General features: G+C 47.7%; 23 protein-coding genes. 9 read left to right on the top strand and 14 right to left on the bottom strand.

Annotated features, from left to right (window positions below; translation table 11 throughout):
- Positions 1–32: 32 nt before the first annotated feature.
- Positions 33–977: a carbohydrate kinase family protein gene (locus tag HMPREF1254_RS10150; RefSeq protein WP_023058605.1), complete on the bottom strand. Its 945-nt coding sequence runs from the start codon at positions 975–977 to the stop codon at positions 33–35.
- A 173-nt stretch (positions 978–1,150) separates the two neighbouring features.
- On the opposite strand from HMPREF1254_RS10150, the gene HMPREF1254_RS10155 reads away from it, so the two are divergent.
- On the top strand, positions 1,151–2,386 hold the full coding sequence (locus HMPREF1254_RS10155; RefSeq protein WP_023058606.1) for a M16 family metallopeptidase: 1,236 nt from the start codon (positions 1,151–1,153) through the stop codon (positions 2,384–2,386).
- Between the two features lie 115 nt (positions 2,387–2,501).
- Here HMPREF1254_RS10155 and HMPREF1254_RS10160 read toward each other — a convergent pair whose 3' ends face one another.
- The 6 genes from HMPREF1254_RS10160 to HMPREF1254_RS12090 all read right to left on the bottom strand — a co-directional run bounded on the left by HMPREF1254_RS10160 (position 2,502) and on the right by HMPREF1254_RS12090 (position 7,235).
- Positions 2,502–3,050: a DUF3332 domain-containing protein gene (locus HMPREF1254_RS10160; protein WP_023058513.1), complete on the bottom strand. Its 549-nt coding sequence runs from the start codon at positions 3,048–3,050 to the stop codon at positions 2,502–2,504.
- Between the two features lie 168 nt (positions 3,051–3,218).
- Positions 3,219–3,851 (bottom strand): WbqC family protein, encoded by a 633-nt coding sequence (locus tag HMPREF1254_RS10165; protein WP_023058608.1) that lies wholly within the window; start codon positions 3,849–3,851, stop codon positions 3,219–3,221.
- Positions 3,844–4,302 (bottom strand): signal peptidase I, encoded by a 459-nt coding sequence (gene lepB / locus HMPREF1254_RS10170; RefSeq protein ID WP_036878568.1) that lies wholly within the window; start codon positions 4,300–4,302, stop codon positions 3,844–3,846. Before lepB (HMPREF1254_RS10170) ends, HMPREF1254_RS10165 begins: the two co-directional genes overlap by 8 nt.
- Before the next feature lie 36 nt (positions 4,303–4,338).
- A complete protein-coding gene (lepB, locus tag HMPREF1254_RS10175) occupies positions 4,339–5,784 on the bottom strand; it encodes a signal peptidase I (RefSeq protein ID WP_036878571.1) in 1,446 nt (481 codons plus the stop codon).
- Positions 5,785–5,828: 44 nt separating this feature from the next.
- Complete coding sequence (gene dapB / locus HMPREF1254_RS10180) at positions 5,829–6,584, bottom strand: 4-hydroxy-tetrahydrodipicolinate reductase (protein WP_023058558.1); 756 nt, start codon at positions 6,582–6,584, stop codon at positions 5,829–5,831.
- Between the two features lie 507 nt (positions 6,585–7,091).
- Positions 7,092–7,235, bottom strand: coding sequence for a hypothetical protein (locus HMPREF1254_RS12090; protein WP_155945462.1), 144 nt, complete (start codon positions 7,233–7,235; stop codon positions 7,092–7,094).
- 76 nt (positions 7,236–7,311) lie between these two features.
- Here HMPREF1254_RS12090 and HMPREF1254_RS10185 point away from each other — a divergent pair, with 76 nt between their 5' ends.
- The 3 genes from HMPREF1254_RS10185 to HMPREF1254_RS10195 are packed head-to-tail and all read left to right on the top strand — an operon-like array spanning position 7,312 to position 8,956.
- Positions 7,312–7,740, top strand: coding sequence for a Fur family transcriptional regulator (locus HMPREF1254_RS10185; RefSeq protein WP_036878575.1), 429 nt, complete (start codon positions 7,312–7,314; stop codon positions 7,738–7,740).
- Positions 7,741–7,744: 4 nt separating this feature from the next.
- On the top strand, positions 7,745–7,978 hold the full coding sequence (locus HMPREF1254_RS10190; RefSeq protein ID WP_023058599.1) for a hypothetical protein: 234 nt from the start codon (positions 7,745–7,747) through the stop codon (positions 7,976–7,978).
- A gap of 12 nt (positions 7,979–7,990) precedes the next feature.
- Positions 7,991–8,956, top strand: a complete 966-nt coding sequence (locus tag HMPREF1254_RS10195) for a sodium Bile acid symporter family protein (RefSeq protein WP_023058567.1) — start codon at positions 7,991–7,993, stop codon at positions 8,954–8,956.
- A 127-nt stretch (positions 8,957–9,083) separates the two neighbouring features.
- Here the strand turns inward: HMPREF1254_RS10195 and HMPREF1254_RS10200 are convergent, their stop codons facing one another.
- From HMPREF1254_RS10200 to prmC, 6 genes are all read right to left on the bottom strand, one after another.
- Positions 9,084–9,659: a hypothetical protein gene (locus HMPREF1254_RS10200; protein ID WP_023058592.1), complete on the bottom strand. Its 576-nt coding sequence runs from the start codon at positions 9,657–9,659 to the stop codon at positions 9,084–9,086.
- Positions 9,660–9,711: 52 nt separating this feature from the next.
- On the bottom strand, positions 9,712–10,125 hold the full coding sequence (locus HMPREF1254_RS10205; protein ID WP_023058540.1) for a hypothetical protein: 414 nt from the start codon (positions 10,123–10,125) through the stop codon (positions 9,712–9,714).
- Positions 10,126–10,162: 37 nt separating this feature from the next.
- Positions 10,163–10,801: an orotate phosphoribosyltransferase gene (pyrE, locus tag HMPREF1254_RS10210; RefSeq protein ID WP_023058584.1), complete on the bottom strand. Its 639-nt coding sequence runs from the start codon at positions 10,799–10,801 to the stop codon at positions 10,163–10,165.
- A gap of 92 nt (positions 10,802–10,893) precedes the next feature.
- Entirely contained in the window at positions 10,894–11,589 is a 696-nt protein-coding gene (locus HMPREF1254_RS10215) for a ComF family protein (RefSeq protein WP_023058542.1), read from the bottom strand.
- Complete coding sequence (locus HMPREF1254_RS10220; protein WP_231385848.1) at positions 11,582–12,085, bottom strand: regulatory protein RecX; 504 nt, start codon at positions 12,083–12,085, stop codon at positions 11,582–11,584. The genes HMPREF1254_RS10215 and HMPREF1254_RS10220 overlap by 8 nt, the downstream gene beginning before the upstream one ends.
- The gene (gene prmC / locus HMPREF1254_RS10225) at positions 12,082–12,945 is read right to left on the bottom strand and encodes a peptide chain release factor N(5)-glutamine methyltransferase (protein WP_023058640.1); all 864 of its coding nucleotides are present in this window, start codon (positions 12,943–12,945) and stop codon (positions 12,082–12,084) included. Before prmC ends, HMPREF1254_RS10220 begins: the two co-directional genes overlap by 4 nt.
- A 29-nt stretch (positions 12,946–12,974) precedes the next feature.
- Here prmC and ribD point away from each other — a divergent pair, with 29 nt between their 5' ends.
- On the top strand, positions 12,975–13,919 hold the full coding sequence (gene ribD, locus HMPREF1254_RS10230; protein WP_023058512.1) for a bifunctional diaminohydroxyphosphoribosylaminopyrimidine deaminase/5-amino-6-(5-phosphoribosylamino)uracil reductase RibD: 945 nt from the start codon (positions 12,975–12,977) through the stop codon (positions 13,917–13,919).
- 470 nt (positions 13,920–14,389) lie between these two features.
- Positions 14,390–16,381 (top strand): sialate O-acetylesterase, encoded by a 1,992-nt coding sequence (locus tag HMPREF1254_RS10235; protein WP_023058643.1) that lies wholly within the window; start codon positions 14,390–14,392, stop codon positions 16,379–16,381.
- A gap of 5 nt (positions 16,382–16,386) precedes the next feature.
- Here HMPREF1254_RS10235 and HMPREF1254_RS10240 read toward each other — a convergent pair whose 3' ends face one another.
- Positions 16,387–17,154, bottom strand: a complete 768-nt coding sequence (locus tag HMPREF1254_RS10240; RefSeq protein WP_023058553.1) for an ABC transporter ATP-binding protein — start codon at positions 17,152–17,154, stop codon at positions 16,387–16,389.
- Between the two features lie 86 nt (positions 17,155–17,240).
- On the opposite strand from HMPREF1254_RS10240, the gene HMPREF1254_RS10245 reads away from it, so the two are divergent.
- Genes HMPREF1254_RS10245 through HMPREF1254_RS10255 form a run of 3 tightly spaced genes read left to right on the top strand, consistent with a single transcriptional unit; the run spans position 17,241 to position 20,668 of the window.
- Positions 17,241–19,220 carry an AAA domain-containing protein gene (locus tag HMPREF1254_RS10245; RefSeq protein WP_023058595.1) on the top strand — a complete coding sequence of 660 codons (1,980 nt, stop codon included), beginning with the start codon at positions 17,241–17,243 and terminating at the stop codon, positions 19,218–19,220.
- A gap of 31 nt (positions 19,221–19,251) precedes the next feature.
- Positions 19,252–19,668 (top strand): hypothetical protein, encoded by a 417-nt coding sequence (locus tag HMPREF1254_RS10250; protein ID WP_023058533.1) that lies wholly within the window; start codon positions 19,252–19,254, stop codon positions 19,666–19,668.
- A 34-nt stretch (positions 19,669–19,702) separates the two neighbouring features.
- Positions 19,703–20,668, top strand: coding sequence for a glycoside hydrolase family 43 protein (locus tag HMPREF1254_RS10255; RefSeq protein WP_155945464.1), 966 nt, complete (start codon positions 19,703–19,705; stop codon positions 20,666–20,668).
- Positions 20,669–20,812: the final 144 nt, after the last annotated feature.

Raw genomic sequence — 20,812 nt, forward strand, 5'->3', positions numbered from 1 at the left:
ATTTATTATGTGATTAATGAGGTAAAATCTGCTTATCGTTGTGCCAATTCGTCTTTCATCTGGTTGGCAAAACTGGTGTCAACATAGTTATGTATGCTCTTACAGCTCTCCGAGGCGAAGCGTAAACCGTAGCTGATGATTTGATCCCATTGCTTCTCCGACAGGCCTTGTTCCAACATCTGGTGCGTAATGCCATGTTTGAGCAGCCCAAACAACACGCCTGCATTGAAGTTATCGCCCGCTCCGATGGTACTCACGGGGACTTCATCAGACACGGGGTAGGCCTTGTGGAAATTGTTTTCTGCGAACAATTGCACGGCTTCGGCTCCTTGTGTGTAAATAAATCGTTTGCAGTAGAATGATATTTCGGCCTGATATACTTTGGCTGCGTTGTCAAGTTTGTACAGCGTCTGAAAGTCTTCTCTGCTGCCTCTGACGATGTCGGCATACTCCAAATTCTCCAATAGATTAGGGGTGATGCGCATCACGTCATGCTGATGAGCCGGTCTGAAATTGACATCATAGTAGATGATGGCGCCATGATTGCGGGCATAGTCGAGCAATCCAATCACTTGAGGCCTGATGACGGGGTTGACGGCATAATAAGAGCCGAAGATAACGATATCGTCTGGTTGGATATCTGGGAAGGCAAAATCAAGTTGGTCGTGAGGGTGATCTTTGTAAAAAAGGTACTCCGCGTCGTTCTTCTCGTTGAGAAAAGCCAGGGAAATGGGCGATTTGCTGTCGGGAAAGGTGTTTACATGACTGGCATCCACGCCGTTCTGTTCCAGGAAACGGTGAATCATGTTCCCTACACGGTCGTTGCCAGTCTCGCTAATGAAGGTGGTGTGAACCCCCGATCGCCCCAATGAAATAAGGCCATTGAATGTCGAACCACCGGGATAAGCCCCGATGGGCTGGTCGTTTTTGAAAATAATATCGAGCACAGTCTCGCCGATACCTATTACCTTACGCATAACAAACTTGATTTTGCTCATGCAAATATACGGTAAATAGGTAGTAACTCAAAATAAAAAGAAGTATTAAATTTTAAATCTGTCTAAATTGATTATCTTTGCAAACCATTGGCTTGGTCAAGTCTGAAACCGTAGAAAGATGATTTGATACCGAGCTATGTAAGAACGAAATCATGCTGAATTATCATACATTTGTGCTCGATAACGGTCTGCGAATCATTCATCGTCCTTCGCAATCGTCGGTAGTTTATTGCGGATATCAACTCAATGTGGGTTCAAGGGATGAGGAACCTGGTGAAGAGGGCATGGCTCATTTCTGCGAACATGCCACGTTCAAAGGGACGCAGCGGCGTCGTTCATGGCATATCATCAACAGTCTGGAGAGCGTGGGAGGCGACCTCAACGCCTTTACCAACAAGGAAGATACGGTATATCATGTGGCCATTTTGAAAGAACATGTCGCCCGAGCCATCGACGTACTGACCGACATCGTCTTTCACAGTACCTATCCGCAAGCGGAACTGACAAGAGAAAAGGAGGTGATTTGCGATGAAATCGAGAGTTATAACGACTCTCCGGCCGATTTGATATACGATGATTTCGAGAATACCATCTTCCAAGGACATCCCCTTGGACACAATATTTTGGGCACAACCGATACGGTTCGCTCCTTCATGACGGCCGACACGCAGCACTTTACTCACAAGTTTTACCGGCCGGAGAATGCCATTTTCTTCATTGATGGGGATGTTTCGTTCGACAAAATCGTCAAATTGCTCTCCAAAGCCACCGCAGACATGCCGAAAAATGCACCTGTGATGCCAGTAAATCATCCGCATCAGTGGGCCAAGAGCAATGACCCGACGGTCATTGTGCGTAAGAAAGACACGCATCAGGCGCATGTCATGATGGGCAACCAGGCGTACGACATTCACAATCATGAGCGGATTCCGCTGTATTTGTTGAACAATATCCTGGGTGGTGCTGGCATGAATGCCCGCCTTAACCTATCTCTTCGCGAGCATCATGGGTTGGTTTATACGGTTGAAAGTTCGATGGTGAGCTACACGGACACGGGGTTGTGGTGCCTATACTTTGGCTGTGACCCACACGATGTGCCGAAATGCCAGCGGTTGGTGCGTAAAGAGTTGGATAGAGTGATAGAACAACCGCTGACAGATTACCAACTCAAAGCGGCTAAAAAACAAATTAAAGGGCAGATAGGTGTGGCTTGCGACAATCGTGAAAGCTTCGCTTTAGACTTCGGGAAGGCCTTCCTACACTACGGATACGAGAAAGATATCAATTGGCTGTATGAGCAAATCGATGCTGTCACGTCACAAGAAATCCAACAAGTGGCACAAGATATCATGTCAGTAGACAAGCTTACCACGTTGGTTTTTCAATGACAAGCCGATTAAATATAAGCGGATGTGAGAAACAAAACAGGCTGCTTTTGTAAGTAACATCATCGGGTTACCTGCAAAAGCAGCCTGTTTTATATTCGTATTACCGTGCGTTTGCTTATTTCATGGCCCAATATGTGCCGTCATTCACAGCCATGTGTACCTGATAAACACCTGCTTCAGTCAAAGCAACATCCATCTTTTTGCCGTTTGGTAGGGTGGCTTTGATGGTTCCATCTTCATTGAAACGGAACAACTCTGTTTGCTTTCCGTTGGCTATTTGTGACCAAGAGTCGGTAGACTTGTCGTACAAGAACTTCGTTACCTCGCCAGTTGGTGCCGTAATCTCATAGCCGTCTTTCAGAGTTTTCACAGCATAGTACTTGCCGTCTTGGCCCATCACTTGCCTCGTTTTGCCGATATTGGCCATGGGATTGTCACCCGTCCAGAACTCAATGGTGTTGAGTACCACGACATCGGCAGTGCCACAGATAGCGTAGGCCGGAGCGAGAATCAGGAAGATGATTTCGTTTAGGAACTTGCTGTCTGTGGCTGTTTTGTTCCAACTCAACAGCTTGTTGAACAAACCAAAGCTTCCTATGCATGACGTTGTTAACATAGCACCAGCTAATAGCAGCGTGGCAACTTTCAATTTCTTCATTTTCATAATTCGATGTTTATTATAGGTGATTACAAAAGTCAAAGATACAAAATAATTAAGAATGGCCGTTAATGCTGGCATTTTTTTTACGTAATCTTCACAACGCGATCATTCTTCTGCGTCTAAAAGTGATGATGATGAATCCAATTTCTATCCCATTACCAGCTTTCCATGTTACATGAGGTAAAGCACGGCTTCGTTTCCTTCGTTCATGAGCAAGTCGAGAATGCTCAAATTGGGTAAGAATCCGTGTTTTTGGGCATACACTTGGTAATAGGGTTTGGGCGTGAAAGCGTCATCAGGGAGAGGATGTTTGGGGCGAATGGCATCCCTTAGATCTGTTATTTGGGGCATCTGCAGGGATAAGTCATCAGCGTTCAGATAGGTGGTGGTTTCCTGTATGTTCGGTTCTATGTCCAACAACTGGCACATCTTCATCGTGATTTCAAGATTGAAATCGTACAGAAAAGTCCATTTCTTCGTGAAAAAAGGGTACAAGTCATCCGCATAATACTCAAAGAAAGGGCTCTCACCGTAGGCTGACTGTAGGGCGTTCCAGTGCAGATGACGCCAGTTGGCATGGTCGCTGATGCGAATATCGCGCATTGGACATTTGAGGGAATCATACTTTTCCACCGGAATGCTCAACACCTGAACGCCGTTTGTCATGGCGATGTTGCAACGGTTGCGGTACGTTTGTTTGACATAGTTGTCGTGACTTTCTAGATAACAAACGTCATAACGATTGAGTTTCTGGTACCACTGCACGGGACCAAAGTAGGTGGAAGAAAGAAGAACGCTATTCATGATGCTTTTCAAGATGTGGCCAACGCTTCCATCTGAACAGCGAATAAGCCTTCCCGGCGATGTCACCATGCTGTACCAGAGTCTGTCTTCGGCCAATTCCCAGCAACAGATATTGGCAAGTTCCGCAGCGACAGTGTGCGTTGCAGTGGTTGGGAATGAGATATTTTTCACCCTTGACGGTAATGGTGTCGCCGGGAAGCGCCATCACTTGCCCCAACGCCTGCTGTTGCTGTCCGAACAACACCACCTCACCGCGCTTGAAGTCAGTGCGTGCCAGCCTGTTTACCAACACCCTGTCACCCTTTCGAAGCACTGGCTTGAGTCCCTCATCGGGTACGGTAAAGATGGTAAAGGCGTATGCACGGATAGCCAACATGACTATGGTGCAAACAGCGATGGATAACATCCATTGTAAGAGGTTTCGCAAAAGAGATGCTTTGTTTCTCATCATCGGCTGGCCTGTTGCGGTCAGACGGCGTTCATACTGCTATTTAATGTTGTCAACCATGTTGAACAATCGGTTCCAACGGATTCCACCCAGTCCCTTACGGTCAGGGTCGGAAGACCACCAAATGAAGATGGGTTTGCCCACGATGTGATCCTCTGGTACAAATCCCCAATAGCGGCTGTCTGCCGAATTGTGACGGTTGTCGCCCATCATCCAATAATAATCCATTTTGAAGGTGTAGCTCTTGGCCAGTCGTCCGTTGATGTATATCTGGTTGTTCGTAATCTTCAGCTCGTTATTCTCGTACACGCGGATGGGACGTTCGTACACAGCGATGTTGTTCATGTCCAGGTTGATGCTTTTTCCCTTGGCCGGAATCCATATCGGACCGTAGTTGTCGCGTGTCCAATTCGTCACGGCATTCAGCGGATAAAGGTCGCCCACGGTGGCATCGGTGTTGATGCGGATGCTCTCAACGATGTCTTTGCGCGCCGCAAGAGCCTTTGCCGTAGCCTTGGTCAGCGGCATGCAACCACGTTGGTTCAGGCTGCCAAGGTCTTCCATGGATATGCCCAGCTCTTTCATGAGGTCGTCTGGAATATGCTGTTTCAGTTTGATGTAATAGGTATATTGTACGTTGTCAGGCTCCTTGTTGGGCTTACCGTCCAAGTAAACAATGCGGTTTTTGATTTGAAGCGTCTGCCCTGGCAGTCCAACGCATCGCTTCACATAGTTCTCGCGACGGTCGGTAGGGCGGCTGTCGATAGAGCCAAACTCCACAGGATTGCTGGCTATGTATTGTCTTCCAAGTGCATACACCTGCTCAAAGTAGTCGTGTTGTTGCTGCTTATTCAGCGTGTTGAGGTCGATAGGCGCCCCGTTGTTCTGCTCAAAGATCTGTTGTCCGAAGCCATACACCATGCTGTAGTATTCAGTTTGATAGGGCAATTCGGTGCAAATGGTGTCCCCCGCAGGATAATTGAACACCACGATGTCGTTGAGCTTCACGTTGCCCAGTCCTTTCACCCGTCGATAGTCCCAGTGCGGAAACTCAATATAGCTCTTCGTGTTGATGATGGGAAGCGTGTGTTGGGTAAGCGGCATGGTCAATGGCGTTTGCGGAATGCGAGGTCCGTAGCTCACCTTGCTCACAAACAGGTAATCACCAGTGAGCAGTGACTTTTCCAATGACGAGGATGGAATGACGTAATTCTGAAAAACAAACAGGTTGATGAAGTACACAGCCACCAGTGCGAACACCAGTGCGTCTACCCAACTCATCACGAAACGCACGGGTGCCTCGGCGTCTTTCCACCACTGCCAGCGTATCTTCTTGGTGATGTACACGTCGTAGATGAAAGGAATCACCAGCAGTCCCCACCAACTTTTTACCCAATATAGAAACAAAAGATACAAGGCGAGAACCACGATAAACTTGGTCCATTGTACCTTCATATTTAGTTTTGCTTTCTGTTTATCAATCATAGTGATAACAAGATGAATTTTTAAATGTTCAAAAATAAGATTGCTTAGAACCTAAACAAGTCGCTCGTGGTGAGCAATCCTGTGTGTGTTGCGGTGTACTCGGCCGCCAACACTGCCCCCAAGGCAAAGCCCGTGCGATTGTGTGCATCGTGCGAAATGGTGATTTTATCGGCCTCGCAGTCGTAGGTCACGGTATGAATGCCTGGCACTTCTCCACGGCGTACGCTGTCTATGGGTAGCTGGTCAGCCGCCACGTCGTCTGTGCCGGACGTACTTCCGTCAGCTGCCTGCTGCACTCCTTTCACCCAACTGCGTTTTCTGCCCATTTCATCGATGATTTCTTCGGCCAGCGTGATGGCTGTTCCGGAGGGCGCATCCAGTTTATGAACATGATGGGTTTCCTCTATTTTTACCTCATATTGCGGGAAATCGTTCATGATTTTGGCCAGATAACGGTTCACAGCCGAGAAGATGGCCACGCCCAAGCTGAAGTTTGATGCCCAAAATAGCGTCTGTCCGCCTTCGCTGCACAGTCGCTTCACGTCGTCACCATGCTCTTTCATCCATCCCGTAGACCCGCTTACCACCTTCACGTTGTGTGCGAATGCGCGCAGATAGTTGCCGTAGGCGGCCGTTGGCGTAGTGAATTCGATGGCCACGTCGGCACTTGCAAACGCTTCACTGTCAAAATCTTCCTGATTTTGTACGTCGATGATACTCACGATTTCGTGACCTCTGTCCTTGGCAATCTGTTCAATCATCTTTCCCATCTTGCCATATCCTATCAATGCTATTTTCATTTCGCTTGTTCTTAAATGATGACAAAGATACTTTAAATCGGCTGAAAATCAAAATATTGTACTTTGTTTTTTGCTTTTATTGACGCTTGCGTTCCCTGTTTTTCTTGCCTTTGTGTGCGAAGAGTATCAGACCTAATTTGCCCCATGGTCAGCGGTTGAAACTGCTCAGTCACGCCCATACGGATGATGTGCAGGTGATATTTTTCTTGACAACAACCCCTTCAAGATTCGCTTATTTGCAACCAGCCATGTCCTTGGTCTCAAATACGGCAAATATGCGGCGCTTTCGCAACGTGTTGACATTCAACTTTTTCCATGAATTGTGCGCACTTTTCCTGTCAATTGTTATGCTCTTTGAGGTCAATAGCATTGCTTTTGGCTGCCAATAGCCACGCTTTTGCGTTTCAATCTCATGTAGATAGCACGGTAAAGTGATACATTTTTCGTTGAATTGGGTGGAGATGGGATGGCAAAAGCTATGTTATTGGCGACGAAAGTGATATTTCATTAACCTTTTTCACATTGCAAATGGATTTCTGATGATGCGTTTTTTCCTATTTTATCATTTTTAATTGCTCGTTTTATTGTCATTTTTTCTAACAAAACGGTTGAAAAACAGGCAGGAAAACGAACCGATAACTCCAGAATCATTCAATGATTTTTCGGCAAGATAAAGTAGCCACCAAAATTTTGAAAATACGAGAATTGTGTGTATTTTTGCATGAAAATGGTACATGAAGATTATTACACCCAAAAGTTAACCCATCGGGAAATCAAGCCAACAGCATCCCGACTGCTCATTCTTCGCGAGATGATGCGTGGCGATGAGGCCGTATCGTTGCCCGATTTGGAGCGTTATCTGCCCACTGTTGACAAGTCAACCATATCGCGAACCTTGTCTTTATTTCTCCTTCATCGCCTGATTCATGCCATTGATGATGGTTCAGGTGCGTTGAAGTACGCCGTTTGTGACGACGATTGCGACTGTTCGATTGACGAAGAGCATACGCATTTTTATTGCGAGCACTGCCATCGCACGTTCTGTCTCAAGCACATTGCCGTTCCCGTAGTCCCACTTCCGGAGGGATTCAGCCTGCATAGCATCAATTATGTGCTGAAAGGCTTGTGTCCGGAGTGTACCGAAAAACTGAAATAACACGATGGCCAACGGACGAACCACGCACATGAGAGAATCCGCTTGGACGTTGACGACGGTTACTAAACAAAGACGCGTTAAGATAGGTGCGTTCCCGTTTGGTGGTGATAAACGCAAGGACAGACAGCCCCTGGCACAGGTGTTCGCACCCATGTGCATCAGGTGCTCTTGGTTCATGTGGATTGTGTCAGCCGTGTTTGTGGGTGATTGTTTTACAATGGATGATGGTATTGGTTAATTTAAACATCTTATGAGTATCATTAGATTTATCAAAAACTGGACGTTGCCCATATCGATGGTGATAGGAGTGACAGCCTATTCTGTGTTTGCTTTCATCCCTTCTTTGGATAAAGCCGCAAACTTGTTTGCTCCTCTTTTTGACACTATTCTGCCTTTGTTCATGTTCTTAATCCTGTTTGTGACCTTTTGTAAGGTCAATTTCAGACGTTTAATTCCGGTCAAGTGGCATTTTTGGGTGAGTGTTTTTCAGGTGTTGTTCGTCTTTGTCATCATTGCCATCATCCTGTCTTTTCGCCTCAAGGGCAACAGTCTTATTTTGATGGAGGCTCTTCTCACGTGCATTATCGGCCCATGTGCGGCCGCTGCAGCGGTGGTGACGCAGAAATTGGGTGGCAATCTCGAGGAGATGACCACCTATACCTTCTTATCTAACTTTATTACCGCTTTGCTCATTCCCATTTGTTTCCCGTTAATTGAGAAAACAAGTGACATTACTTTTATGGGTGCATTCTTGAAAATACTCAATCAAGTGTGTCTTGTTTTGGTTGTTCCGATGGGCTTAGCTTATGTCGTTAAGCATTATTTTCATCGGTTTCATCGGTGGGTTGTGGGGATAAAAGACCTTTCTTATTATCTTTGGGGATGTTCCTTAATGATTGTGACGGGCACCACGATGAAGAATATCGTGCATGCAGAAACGTCCGTTCCTTTTCTCTTGCTCATCGCTTTGCTGGGCTTGCTGCTCTGTGTGATACAGTTTTCCGTCGGACGTTTCATCGGTCACTATTTCAATGCCACCGTCAATGCTGGTCAAGCACTGGGCCAAAAGAATACAGCCTTTGCCATCTGGATAGCCTACTCCTACCTCAATCCCATCTCATCCGTTGGCCCTGGTTGTTATATCCTTTGGCAGAACATCATCAATAGCGTTGAAATCTGGATGTATCGGAAGCGGGGTTTGGAACGGTCGGCATAACTGAAATCGTGTTGCCAACTTGCGTATTTACAGGAAGTTACATATGTTTTCGCACCTTCCTGGTTGCGTTGATATTAGAAAAGAATGTAAATTGGTCTGAAAGTAGGGCTAGATGAGGATCTTCCGCTTAGTGTATGGTCAACAAACCAAATGGACCTGACGTGGAAGCAACATAGCGAGTGAGGTAATTTTTCTCACCTCGAGAGCCCTTAATGATATTTCCACCCGTATTCATATTGTATTCACGGTGACAATTGTTACACGTTGCAATACCGCTGGATGAGAGGGTTAAAGGGTAATTCCTGCGTGGTATCGTGAGCCAGTCGAAGCAGTTGGGACATTGGTTGTCGTAAGCATAGAAGACGGGAGGATAGTCTAAGTTGCCAAAGCCAACGATTACGCCATTATTATAACCAAAGGTGAGAGCCGTTCTTTGGTCCCTCGAGTTGAAAATGGACATGCTTTGGCTGCCTCGGTTGTTTTTGAAAACAAAATAAGTTGCACCGCCTTTCATGGTTTGTTGTACCAAACAAAACACGCCAGGCGACGTGGCGTTCATCGCACTGGCAAGCGTTGCATCGTTGTGTTCTTGATTGTTAATCGCCACGAAGCACCGAACAGAACTGTATTGGTTCTGATTTTCTCCGCACGATGACAGCAATAGGGGCAGGAAAAGAAATAGGAATGTTCCTTTTCTATTCATCTTAAGGATGCGTTTCAGGCGTCTTATCCCAGTTCTTTGCCTGCTTTTATCCTTATTCATATTGTATCATTTGCAAGGCATCAGCCACCTTTTCGATACCTTCTTGCAACGGTTTTTTCACCATGGCCTTGATGAAAGGGTTCACTTCGGCCTTTATCGTCAGCTTCATCTTGCTCGAATAGTCGGTCACAGGCAATACCTGAATCCATAAAGTGATGGGAACCGGACTCTTCTTCGTCTCGAACTTGACGCACTTAGGTTCGTCTCTTTCGATGATGTTGAGTTGTATGTCGCCCATTGGAGAATGGATGGAGATGGAATCAGCGTTGAAGGTTAGGTCCTTAATCTTGTCTTCCGGTATCTTGTCGCGTACCTTCTCGATGTTTGTAAGGTCGCTCAGCATGTTGTAAACAGACTGCTGTGAATAGGGAATCTCGCGTACGGAACTTTCAAATTTGCTTGACATAATTTTATAGCATGTATGATTTTTACTAAATGGAGATTTACTTTCTCCAGCCGGATGGGTTCTTTCGCCACTCGTTTAGCAACTCGATGTCGCTTTCTTGGATATAACCTGTAGCCAGTGCCTCAGCCACTACATGGTCATAGTCGGTCAGGGTAACCAACTTGACGTTGGCATCTGTGAACGCTTGTGCGGCGACAGGGAATCCGTAAGTGTAAGAGGCAACCATGCCAACAACGTCTCCTCCGGCTTTTCGAATGGCCTCTACCGCCTTCAAAGAGCTGCCTCCGGTAGAGATAAGGTCTTCGATGACCACCACCTTGGCGCCCTCTTTCATCTCACCTTCGATGAGGTTTTCCAGTCCATGATCCTTTGGTTTGCTTCTTACATATATCAAAGGCATGTTCAAGACATCAGCGATGAGGGCGGCTTGTGGGATGCCTGCCGTCGCCACACCTGCGATGACGTCAGCCTCGGGGAAGTGTTTTAAGATGGCATGCACCATCCCTACCTTCACGAAAGTGCGTATGTCGGGGTAAGAAAGCGTTTTCCTGTTGTCGCAATAAAAAGGCGATTTCCAGCCTGAAGCCCATGTGAAAGGATCGTTGGGCTGTAGCTTGATGGCTTTGATGCGTAATAGTTTGGATGCAAAATCTCTTTTTAATGTGTTATTTTCCATATCGTAAGTTGTTGAGTATATATTGCAAAGATAGTTGAAATCTCCTATATTTCAAAGGGATGAGCGGCTTTTTTGGCGCCATTCGTGCTGTTCTATCCTTTTGCCCAACCCAAAGAGAGTACGCTGACGTGTACCATTCCGTCCCGCTGCAGAGCCTTTCCGCAGGCGCAGATGGTGGCCCCGGTGGTCACGATGTCATCGATGAGCAGCACATGTTTGCCCACCAATCCTGCGTTTTCGACCAGTTGAAAGGCATCTTCCACGTTCTCCGTGCGAGCCAACCGATTCTTGTGCGTCTGGCTGTCCTTGAACTTCATGCGTTTCAGTGCATGCCTCATGATGGGCAACCCGCACACCTGGCTCACCCCTTTTGCGATTTCAAGACTTTGGTTGTATCCCCTTTGACGCTCGCGGCCTTTCGTCAGCGGGACGGGTACGATGCAATCGATGCCCTGGAAAAATCCTTTAGTCTGAAACTCCTCGGCGGTTAGGCATCCTAATTGTTCGCCAATCTCTGGATGACCGCCATATTTCAGGGCGTAAATCATGCGACTTGCCTCCGACCGAGCTTGATAGAAGAACAGTGCTGCCGCACGTTCAATGGGGATGCGGGCCCAGAACAGTTGCGCCATCTCGTTGTCGTAGGCGTCGTCTTCGCAATGGGTGCGGGGCAAATGGAGGTTGCACGAGGCGCACAACGCCTGTTCGCCTTCGGTCAATCTCCGCCTGCATACCACGCAGGTGCGGGGAGATACCAGGTCAAGGATTCTGCTGATAAAACTAATCATCCATCCAGTCGTCGGCTTGGTCGATACATTGTTTAATCTGTTCAATGTCAAATCCCCTGCCCATGGCATAGCGGATGAGCTTCATGCTGCGCTCATAGTCATTACGACCCGTAACGGTTTTCCACTTACGATGGATGAGTGGCCGCAGGATGGCGATGTAGTCTTCGTCCGGAACCTCATCGAGAACCCTGTTTGACACATCCTTCGACACCCCTTTCTGATATAAGGCTTGCTCAATCTTGCGGCGTCCCCACTGGTTGTAAGTCATCTTGTCGTTGACAAACGCACGCGTGTAGCGTTCGTCATCAACGTATTTCCCGGCAATCAGTCGATCCATGATGCGCTCTTGAACCGTACTGTCCAAGCCCCAAAGGCTCATCTTCCGAACCATCTCTCCGCTGCAGTGTTCCGCTTTGGCACAAAGGGCAGACAGCTTGTTCCATGCCTCTTTTTCGGTCATTTCTTTCTTTTCGTTCATCATCCGTAATGTTTTCATGGGTTTTCGGTTTGACAAGAGCGGGTCGCTCTGGCCATTCTGTCCTTGCCAAAAGCGTCTTTTCGGATTTCTATATCGATGAAACCTACGTTTTTGAGCATTTTTTCCAGTTCGTTTCTATATAGCGGATTGATTTCAACATACAGTTTCCCGCCAGGTTTGAGTGCTTCGATGGCATAGCTGGCGATGGCTTTGTAGAACAGCAGTGGGTCGCTTTGTGGAACAAACAGAGCCGTGGATGGCTCGTATTTCAGCACGTTTTGCGCCATTTCTGCTGCTTCCGAAGGACAGATGTAGGGTGGGTTTGATACAATAATGTCCCATTTCATCGAGCCTTTTGGTGCCGCTAAGGCATCCCGAAGCGCAAAACCAACAGGTGCCTTCCATGCCTTTGCGTTTTCGCTCGCTATGAGCAACGCATCCTGAGAGATGTCCCACGCCGACACAGCCGCACCTGGAATGTCCAAATTGAGCGTCACTGCGAGGCATCCCGAGCCTGTCCCGATGTCCAAAATCGTGGTGGGTTCCCCGTCAGCCGATGTATGTTCGCTGACAATCCATGCGCAAAGCTCCTCCGTTTCTGGGCGTGGAATCAGCACCCCCGGTGCCACTTTGAACCTGCGACCGGCAAACTCAGCTTCACCTAATACATATTGTACGGGTTCTGCTTGCAGCAACCGCTGCATGATTTTCTCCAAAGAACGACCATCTTCTGCCGATAAATCGTTAACTTTGCCACACAGAATATCGGTGAGTGTCAATCCATAACGCACCTCCAATACCGTCCTAACCACTGCCTTCGCTTCGGCTTCATCGTATAGGGGGGTGAGTTGTTCCCAGAGTTCCCGATAATTTTTCATGGCAACAAATATACTAAAAAAATAAGAACATGAACCAAGAAGAGCTCGATAAAATGTACATGCGCCGCTGCCTTCAGCTGGCCAGGCAGGGTAGGGCTTTGGCTAAGCCCAATCCCATGGTGGGTGCGGTGATTGTTTATCAAGGCAGAATACTGGGTGAGGGCTATCATGTGCGGTGTGGACAGGCCCACGCTGAGGTCAACGCCTTCGCATCTGTCCATCCTGCTGACGAGCCTTTGCTGCCGCAAAGCACGCTCTACGTTAGTTTGGAGCCTTGTTGTCACACTGGCAAGACCCCTCCCTGCGCCGATTTAATCATCCGGAAACGAGTGAAACGCGTAGTGTGTGGCTGTATTGACCCATTTGCACAGGTGCACGGACGTGGTGTGCAGAAACTTCGTGATGCCGGCATTGACGTGACGGTTGGTGTGTTGGGCGACGAGTGCCGTGCGTTGAATCGGCAGTTTAACGTGTACAATACCCATGAACGCCCCTACATCCTACTGAAATGGGCCCAAACCGTCAATGGCTTTTTAGATGCCGATGGAGAGCCATTGGTATTGTCCACGCCATTCACCCAGATGCTGGTGCATCGGTTGCGGGCGCAGTACGACGCCATACTTGTTGGTCGTGTGACGGACGAACGCGAGCATCCGCTCCTCACGGTGCGTGAGTGGTCGGGCCCCGATCCCTTGCGCTTGGTGCTGCACGGCGGCATCACGCTCCCTCGGTTGTTGGCAGATTTGCATCAACAGCATATACAGTCGTTGATGGTAGAGGGTGGAGCCAAGACGTTGCAGAGCTTCATCGATGCAGGTTTGTGGGACGAAATACGCGTGGAGACCAGTGGTTTGTTGGTTTCGGAGGGTACGAAAGCACCCGTTTTACCAGCTGGACTGACTTTGCTGAAACGTGAGGTGTACGATGATAACGTGGTGGATACGTTCGGTCGAGGGGAAACCTTGGACATCTGACGATCATGGTTGTCAAGGTCTGTTCAAGGTGTTTAGGAACGACATGGCAACTCATTGAAAAATAAAGATTTATAGATACAAAAACAAACCCATTGAGATTGGGTGCCAATATCAATGAGTTTGGATGCCAATTGCATTGACTTTGAAGCCCAAAGTCAATGCAATTACTTTTGTATTCCAAAGTGCTTGTTCGGCCTATGCTCTATCGTTAATGCTAAGGTAGGCCTATTGAGGGTGTCTTGGTGGTTGATGAGCCACTTGTTGTGCGTAGAGATGGAGCGGAAAAAAGCACAGACGACAGCACAAAGCAGTATCATGATTTTGGAAATTTGTTGTCATCTGCCATGATAATCGTGATGCCGTCGCTTGCTTTTTGAGAATTGTCTTAATTTCTATTCGCATTTCAAAAAGTTTTTGTTCCTTTGCAAGTAAATCATAAAATAGTTTGTCAATTAATCTAACCAATCAACATGAAACATCAACTTATTTTACTACTCTTGGCATGTACTGTGTCGGTTCATGCGAAAGTAAAATTACAGCCCATGTTCAGTGACAACATGGTGTTGCAGCAACAAACTGATGCTCCTATCTGGGGTGAAGCTGCACCAGGAAAAACAGTTACGGTGAAAACCTCTTGGAACCATAAAACTTATTCGGCGAAAGCTAACACTAATGGTCGTTGGAATGTCAAAGTGCAGACACCAAAGGCTGGCGGTCCTTACCAAATCATCGTATCCGACGGAAAACCTGTGACCTTGAAGAATGTGATGATAGGCGAGGTGTGGCTGTGTACAGGACAGTCTAACATGGAAATGCCCGTTGATGGATGGGGAAAAATCAAGAACTATCAGCAAGAAATTGTTGAGGCTCAAAACCATCCCAACATTCGTCTGCTGAACATTAAGCGAGCAACGAGTTCAAGTCCGCTAAGCCATGTGGAGGCCGTGAATAATGGTTGGGAAGTTTGTTCGTCACAGAGCATTCATGAATTTTCGGCCGCAGGATATTTCTTTGGCCGCAACCTTCAGAAATACCGCAATGTACCCATCGGCTTGATAGAAACTTGCTGGGGTGGAACAGTGGCAGAGGCATGGACCAGTAAGGAGGCTTTGTCCATGATGCCTGACTTCCAGAACGCGCTTGAAGCCGTAAGTAAGATGCCGACGGATCAAGCTGGTAGGCAGGCAGCGTACGACCAAGAATTGGACAAGTGGTGGACTCAGCTCAATAAGGCTGACAAGGGATATACGCAATCAAAGCCTGTTTGGGCCGCAGCATCGTTGTCTGATGAACAGTGGCTCAATGCACAAGTACCTGGGATCTTTGAACAAAACGGCTATCCGGGCTTCGATGGTGTGGTTTGGTACCGCAAGGTTATTGAGATTCCCGCTAAGTGGCAAGGTAAGAAACTCACTCTTTCTTTGGGTGCGATAGACGACAACGATGTCACTTACTTTAACGGAGTAGAGATCGGACGCACACAGGGATGGAACTTGCCACGCAAGTATACCGTTCCGGCTAAGCTCGTCAAGAAGGGTAAAGCCGTCATTGCGGTGCGCATCATCGATACCGGTGGCGATGGAGGTATGTACGGTGAGGCGCATGACATGAAGTTGTCGGGGCCACGAAACGAAGAGATTTCACTGGCAGGGATTTGGAAAAGTCGTGCATCCGTCGGCATCAAGGACATAGCTCCGATGCCGGTGAATACAGCTAATGATCCCAATGTAGTTACCTTCTTGTATAATGCAATGCTCAATCCGTTGATTCCATACGCAGTCAAGGGCGCCATTTGGTACCAAGGTGAAGCCAATGCCGACCGTGCTTATCAGTATCGTGAGTTGCTGCCGTTGATGATTACGGACTGGAGGAATAAGTGGGGGTATGACTTTCCGTTCTATATCGTTCAGTTGGCCAACTTCATGCAGGTGAAAGACCAGCCGTCTGAGTCGGCTTGGGCAGAGCTTCGTGAAGCGCAAGCCATGACCCTGCGCACGGCAAACACGGGCTTGGCATGTTCCATAGATATTGGTGAGGCGAATGACATTCATCCTAAAAACAAGCAAGAGGTAGGCCGCCGGTTGGCTTTGGCTGCACTGGCCAACACCTATGGCATGAAACTGCCTTATTCGGGGCCTGTGTATCGTTCACATGTCGTTGAAGGAAATAAAATAAGAATCTATTTTAATCATGTGGAGAATGGCTTGAAAAGCAAGGCGGGTGATAAGCTACAAGGCTTCGCGGTGGCAGGACTTGACCACAAGTTCCACTGGGCTGACGCTACGATTGACGGCAACAGTGTGGTGGTTCATTGTCCTGAAGTTACCTTTCCGATAGTAGTCAGATACGCTTGGGCAGACAATCCCATCTGCAATTTGTATAACAGTGCTGATCTTCCTGCTGTCCCATTCCGCACAGACGATTGGCCAGGTGTAACTTCTCACATAGGAAAGATCCGATGAAATCTTTATTTTCGAAGTCTGACGGCTCTGTCATCGGCATCAAAACGGATATGTTCACTTTCGATGAAATGGCGCAAAGTACCATCTTCTATGAGCTGTTTTGTCGTCCCAGTGTGTAGCTTTCGTTGATTATCCAGCAGCCATATCTCGTCTGTTATCTGTAAAGCCAGTTCGATGTCATGGATGGATAAGAACACGGTTTTGTCCAACTCATGTGCCAATTGGGCCAACAGACGCAGCGTGTCTACCTTACTTTGGAAATCAAGAAAGGCCGTTGGTTCGTCTAAGATGATGATGGGCGTTTGCTGAGCCAGGGCTTTTGCCATCATCACCTTTTGCCGTTCACCATCACTTAGGCTCGAAATATTCCTTTCAGCCAACTGCTCGATGCCCACCAGTTGCATGGCATTCGAAACAATTTTGCGGTCTTCGTTCGACAAAACGCCCCAAAATCCCGTGTAGGGCGTGCGTCCCAAGCTCACCAATTCGCTCGCGGTAAGATTCCGGATGTCCATTCTTTCCGTCAGAACCACACTGATTTTTTCGGCCAATTCATGATGGGATAGCCTTTCCAAGGGCGTACCTTGAATGTATATTTCGCCCGCTATGGGCGGTATAAAGCCCGCCAGTGTACGCAAAAGAGTAGATTTTCCCACGCCGTTCCGCCCCAGCAAACAGGTCAACCGACCGCTGTTCAGAGTAGCGTTGATATCCGATACGACCGCATGTTTGCCGTATCCGATGGACAAATTGTATAATTGAATGGTCTGCATGTCTGTTGCAAAGATAGCGATTTACGCAAAATATAACGTTCGTAGCTCGTCAATTCTTGCTAAAAAGCGTATCTTTGTCCGTACTTATGTCATTACAATCGGCCATTTCAGAACTCAAACGTCAGAAGTTGTTACTCCAATTGGAGTACGCAACCGAGAAGGATGCTTTCCGTAAGCAGACGGAGATGATGGGTATAGCCCGAAAGGTAAAGCGCGGTGATGCATGGTTTCCCGTCCGCGTGGGCAAGAGTTTTTACAATTCGCTCAATCAGTTGGCTGTCGAAGTGTTTCGTCATGTCGATGAAGAGATTAGTCACAATTTTGAATACGGCCGGCCGGTTGCCTTTTTTCAGATGGTTCAGAAGGCAGGAAGACACGATGAAATGGGCAAAAACAATGCATCCACAGCTTCAAAATCACTTTCTTATTTCCCCGTCACAGGTATGGTAAGCTATGCCGATAACGACCGAATGGTGGTCACGTTGCCTGACAATGGCATGGTTACCTCCATCCAAACGGCCGAGCAGGTGGGCGTACAACTGTTCTTTGACGAGACTTCTTATCGGTTGATGTTCGATGCCTTAGACCGCGTGATGAATGCCAAAGACAACCGACTGGCCTATCTTCGCAACCTTTTTTATTCGACTTCGCAGACTGCCGAGTGCTTTTCTTTTGATGACATTAGGTTTCCTTGGCTCAATGACCTGCAAGCAGAAGCCGTGAACAAGGTGTTGAAAGCCAAGGATGTGATGGTAGTTCACGGTCCTCCAGGCACCGGCAAGACCACCACACTCGTGGAGGCAATCTACGAAACCCTCAAGCGTGAGAGTCAAGTTTTGGTCTGTGCGCAGAGCAATATGGCGGTCGATTGGATTAGTGAGCGGCTTGTTGACCGGGGCGTGAACGTGCTTCGCATCGGCAATCCCACACGGGTGAACGATAAAATGCTGTCGTTTACCTACGAACGTAGGTTCGAATCACATCCCGATTATCCGCAATTGTGGGCCATACGCAAAGCCCTGCGGCAACTCAAACAGCACCGTAAGGCCGCTGGTTCTGGCTTCCATCAGAAGGTGGAACGTCTTCAAGAACGGGCAACCGAATTGGAGATACGCATCAAAGGACAGCTCTTTGGAGAAGCAAGGGTCATCGCTTCCACCTTAACAGGTGCTGCAAACCGTCTTCTGGTGGGTCAAAAGTATCAGACACTGTTCATTGATGAGGCTGCACAGGCATTGGAAGCTGCCTGCTGGATAGCCATCCGCAAGGTTCACCGCGTGGTGTTGGCGGGCGACCACTGCCAGTTGCCGCCGACAATCAAAAGCATTGCTGCCTTAAAGGGTGGTCTGGACAAAACGCTGATGCAACGCATTGTAGAGAATAAACCAGAAGTAGTGACGATGCTTGGCTTGCAATACCGCATGAATGATCAGATTATGCGCTTCTCGAGCGACTGGTTTTATCACGGAAAAGTTCAGAGTGCGCCAGCTATTAAGTATCGGGGAATCTTGGATTATGATGTTCCCATCCAGTGGATAGATACCGCCGAACAGGCAGAAAACGCCCATTTCATCGAGGAATCTGCATCGGACACACCGACTTTTCAAGAACATTTTGTGGGTGAAAGCTTTGGCAGAATCAATGAAGATGAGGCCGAATTAACCCTCAGCACGCTTGAACAGTATTTCAATAAGATTGGTAAGCAGCGTTTATTGGACGAAACTGTCGACGTAGGTATCATCTCTCCGTATCGCGCACAGGTGCAGTATTTGCGACGATTGTTGAAAAAACGCGCCTTTTTCAAGCCCTTTCGTCATCTCATCAGCGTGAACACGGTTGATGGCTTTCAAGGACAGGAACGAGATGTGATTCTCATTTCGCTGGTCAGGGCAAACGATGATGGACAGATAGGCTTTCTTCGTGACCTGCGGCGGATGAACGTTGCCATGACACGAGCCCGAATGAAACTCATCATCTTAGGACATGTTCCCACGCTGGTGCGCCATCCTTTCTATAAAAAACTGTATGACCATACGCAGAGTTTACAACAAGATGCTGTTTGGTAAACATGCTCTAAATCTCTAAACACAAAATAATATGTTAGAACGCGACTACATTATGCGGCTTATCCGCGAGTTTCTGGCAGCCCTGGCCCGACTGTTAGAGAAGAAAGAAGTGACCGACAGGCACGAGGAACTCAAGAAACTGTACGACCAATATGTGGGTCCTTACACTTTCTACCATCTGGCCCCGGTGGAAAAAGTCATTGAGACCCTTGGCCAAGAGGATGAAGAAAAGCGATTTTACAAGATGGAAATGCTGGCTGAACTCTATCTGGCAGAGGCTGACATGGTGTCGAAACCCGAAGGCGACCTGTTGCTTAAGAAGTCTTTTGCGCTGTTCGATTTCCTCGATCATTACAGCAAGACCTACTCGATAGACCGCCTCAAGAAGATGGATGCCATCCAACAAAGATTATCAAACAACAACAAAAACGAAATCAAAACTACCTAAAATGACAAGCAAAGTAAATTCTTTCAGGAAAAGTATGATCCTGGTCGTGGCTGCATTGACACTCGCTACAAGCGGCATGGCACAGAATAAGAAAATGAGCGGCAACCCCATCTTCCCGGGATGGTATGCCGATCCAGAAGCTGTGGTATACAATGGTGAGTATTGGGTGTTCCCCACTTACTCGGCACCTTTTGAAGAACAAACCTTTCTGGATGCGTTCTCGTCGCCCGACTTGGTGAACTGGACGAAGCATCCACGGGTGCTTGACAACTCAAATGTGAAGTGGGTACGGCGCGCCATGTGGGCTCCGGCGGTGATACATGCCAACAACAAGTATTATCTCTTCTTCGGTGGAAACGACGTACACGAAGGAGAAGTGGGCGGTATTGGCGTTGCTGTGGCCGACAGGCCAGAAGGTCCGTACAAAGATGCGCTGGGCAAACCGCTCATCAACGAAATTGTTAATGGGGCACAACCTATTGATCAGTTTGTCTTTAAGGACGATGATGGACAGTATTACATGTACTATGGCGGCTGGGGACACTGCAACATGGTGAAATTGGCTCCCGACTTGCTGAGCATTGTACCTTTCCCCGACGGGGTAACGTACAAGGAAGTAACCCCCAAGAACTATGTGGAAGGCCCGTTCATGTTGAAAAAAGACGGAAAATACTACTTCATGTGGTCTGAAGGTGGATGGACTGGCCCAGATTATTGCGTGGCCTATGCCATCTCTGACTCACCTTTCGGTCCCTTCGAGCGCGTAGGAAAGATTCTCGAACAGGATGACAAAATCGCACGGGGAGCAGGCCATCACTCCGTCATTAAGGGCAATGGCAAAGACGAGTGGTACATTGTGTACCACAGACGCCCATTGACAGAAACCGATGGAAACCATCGTGAGACCTGCATTGACCGCATGTATTTCGATAAAAACGGCTTCATCAAACCCGTCAAGATGACCGTGGAGGGTGTGAAGGAGGTGAAGAAACGTAAGTAAAAAAGTTGAACAGCAAAGCAAGTGTTTACTGTTAAGCATTTAAAGTCTTTGACTTTGGTGGGAAAACTCTTTGAGTTTGTACCCCAAAGTCAAGGACTTTTCCATGCAAAGTCAATGCTGTTGTTGAACCCTTTGTCAGCCTTG

The organism is Prevotella sp. BV3P1 (assembly GCF_000479005.1).
Taxonomy (GTDB): domain Bacteria; phylum Bacteroidota; class Bacteroidia; order Bacteroidales; family Bacteroidaceae; genus Prevotella.

Coding starts and splice junctions, on each gene's coding strand:
- pyrE (WP_023058584.1), bottom strand. CDS start 10,801: ATGGAAAATAACACATTAAAAAGAGATTTTGCATCCAAACTATTACGC.
- lepB (WP_036878568.1), bottom strand. CDS start 4,302: ATGATGAGAAACAAAGCATCTCTTTTGCGAAACCTCTTACAATGGATG.
- HMPREF1254_RS10220 (WP_231385848.1), bottom strand. CDS start 12,085: ATGAAAACATTACGGATGATGAACGAAAAGAAAGAAATGACCGAAAAA.
- HMPREF1254_RS10185 (WP_036878575.1), top strand. CDS start 7,312: ATGGTACATGAAGATTATTACACCCAAAAGTTAACCCATCGGGAAATC.
- prmC (WP_023058640.1), bottom strand. CDS start 12,945: ATGAAAAATTATCGGGAACTCTGGGAACAACTCACCCCCCTATACGAT.
- HMPREF1254_RS10240 (WP_023058553.1), bottom strand. CDS start 17,154: ATGCAGACCATTCAATTATACAATTTGTCCATCGGATACGGCAAACAT.
- HMPREF1254_RS10215 (WP_023058542.1), bottom strand. CDS start 11,589: ATGATTAGTTTTATCAGCAGAATCCTTGACCTGGTATCTCCCCGCACC.
- ribD (WP_023058512.1), top strand. CDS start 12,975: ATGAACCAAGAAGAGCTCGATAAAATGTACATGCGCCGCTGCCTTCAG.
- HMPREF1254_RS12090 (WP_155945462.1), bottom strand. CDS start 7,235: ATGATTCTGGAGTTATCGGTTCGTTTTCCTGCCTGTTTTTCAACCGTT.
- HMPREF1254_RS10200 (WP_023058592.1), bottom strand. CDS start 9,659: ATGAATAGAAAAGGAACATTCCTATTTCTTTTCCTGCCCCTATTGCTG.
- HMPREF1254_RS10160 (WP_023058513.1), bottom strand. CDS start 3,050: ATGAAAATGAAGAAATTGAAAGTTGCCACGCTGCTATTAGCTGGTGCT.
- lepB (WP_036878571.1), bottom strand. CDS start 5,784: ATGATTGATAAACAGAAAGCAAAACTAAATATGAAGGTACAATGGACC.
- dapB (WP_023058558.1), bottom strand. CDS start 6,584: ATGAAAATAGCATTGATAGGATATGGCAAGATGGGAAAGATGATTGAA.
- HMPREF1254_RS10235 (WP_023058643.1), top strand. CDS start 14,390: ATGAAACATCAACTTATTTTACTACTCTTGGCATGTACTGTGTCGGTT.
- HMPREF1254_RS10205 (WP_023058540.1), bottom strand. CDS start 10,125: ATGTCAAGCAAATTTGAAAGTTCCGTACGCGAGATTCCCTATTCACAG.
- HMPREF1254_RS10165 (WP_023058608.1), bottom strand. CDS start 3,851: ATGAATAGCGTTCTTCTTTCTTCCACCTACTTTGGTCCCGTGCAGTGG.
- HMPREF1254_RS10150 (WP_023058605.1), bottom strand. CDS start 977: ATGCGTAAGGTAATAGGTATCGGCGAGACTGTGCTCGATATTATTTTC.
- HMPREF1254_RS10190 (WP_023058599.1), top strand. CDS start 7,745: ATGGCCAACGGACGAACCACGCACATGAGAGAATCCGCTTGGACGTTG.
- HMPREF1254_RS10245 (WP_023058595.1), top strand. CDS start 17,241: ATGTCATTACAATCGGCCATTTCAGAACTCAAACGTCAGAAGTTGTTA.
- HMPREF1254_RS10255 (WP_155945464.1), top strand. CDS start 19,703: ATGATCCTGGTCGTGGCTGCATTGACACTCGCTACAAGCGGCATGGCA.
- HMPREF1254_RS10155 (WP_023058606.1), top strand. CDS start 1,151: ATGCTGAATTATCATACATTTGTGCTCGATAACGGTCTGCGAATCATT.
- HMPREF1254_RS10195 (WP_023058567.1), top strand. CDS start 7,991: ATGAGTATCATTAGATTTATCAAAAACTGGACGTTGCCCATATCGATG.
- HMPREF1254_RS10250 (WP_023058533.1), top strand. CDS start 19,252: ATGTTAGAACGCGACTACATTATGCGGCTTATCCGCGAGTTTCTGGCA.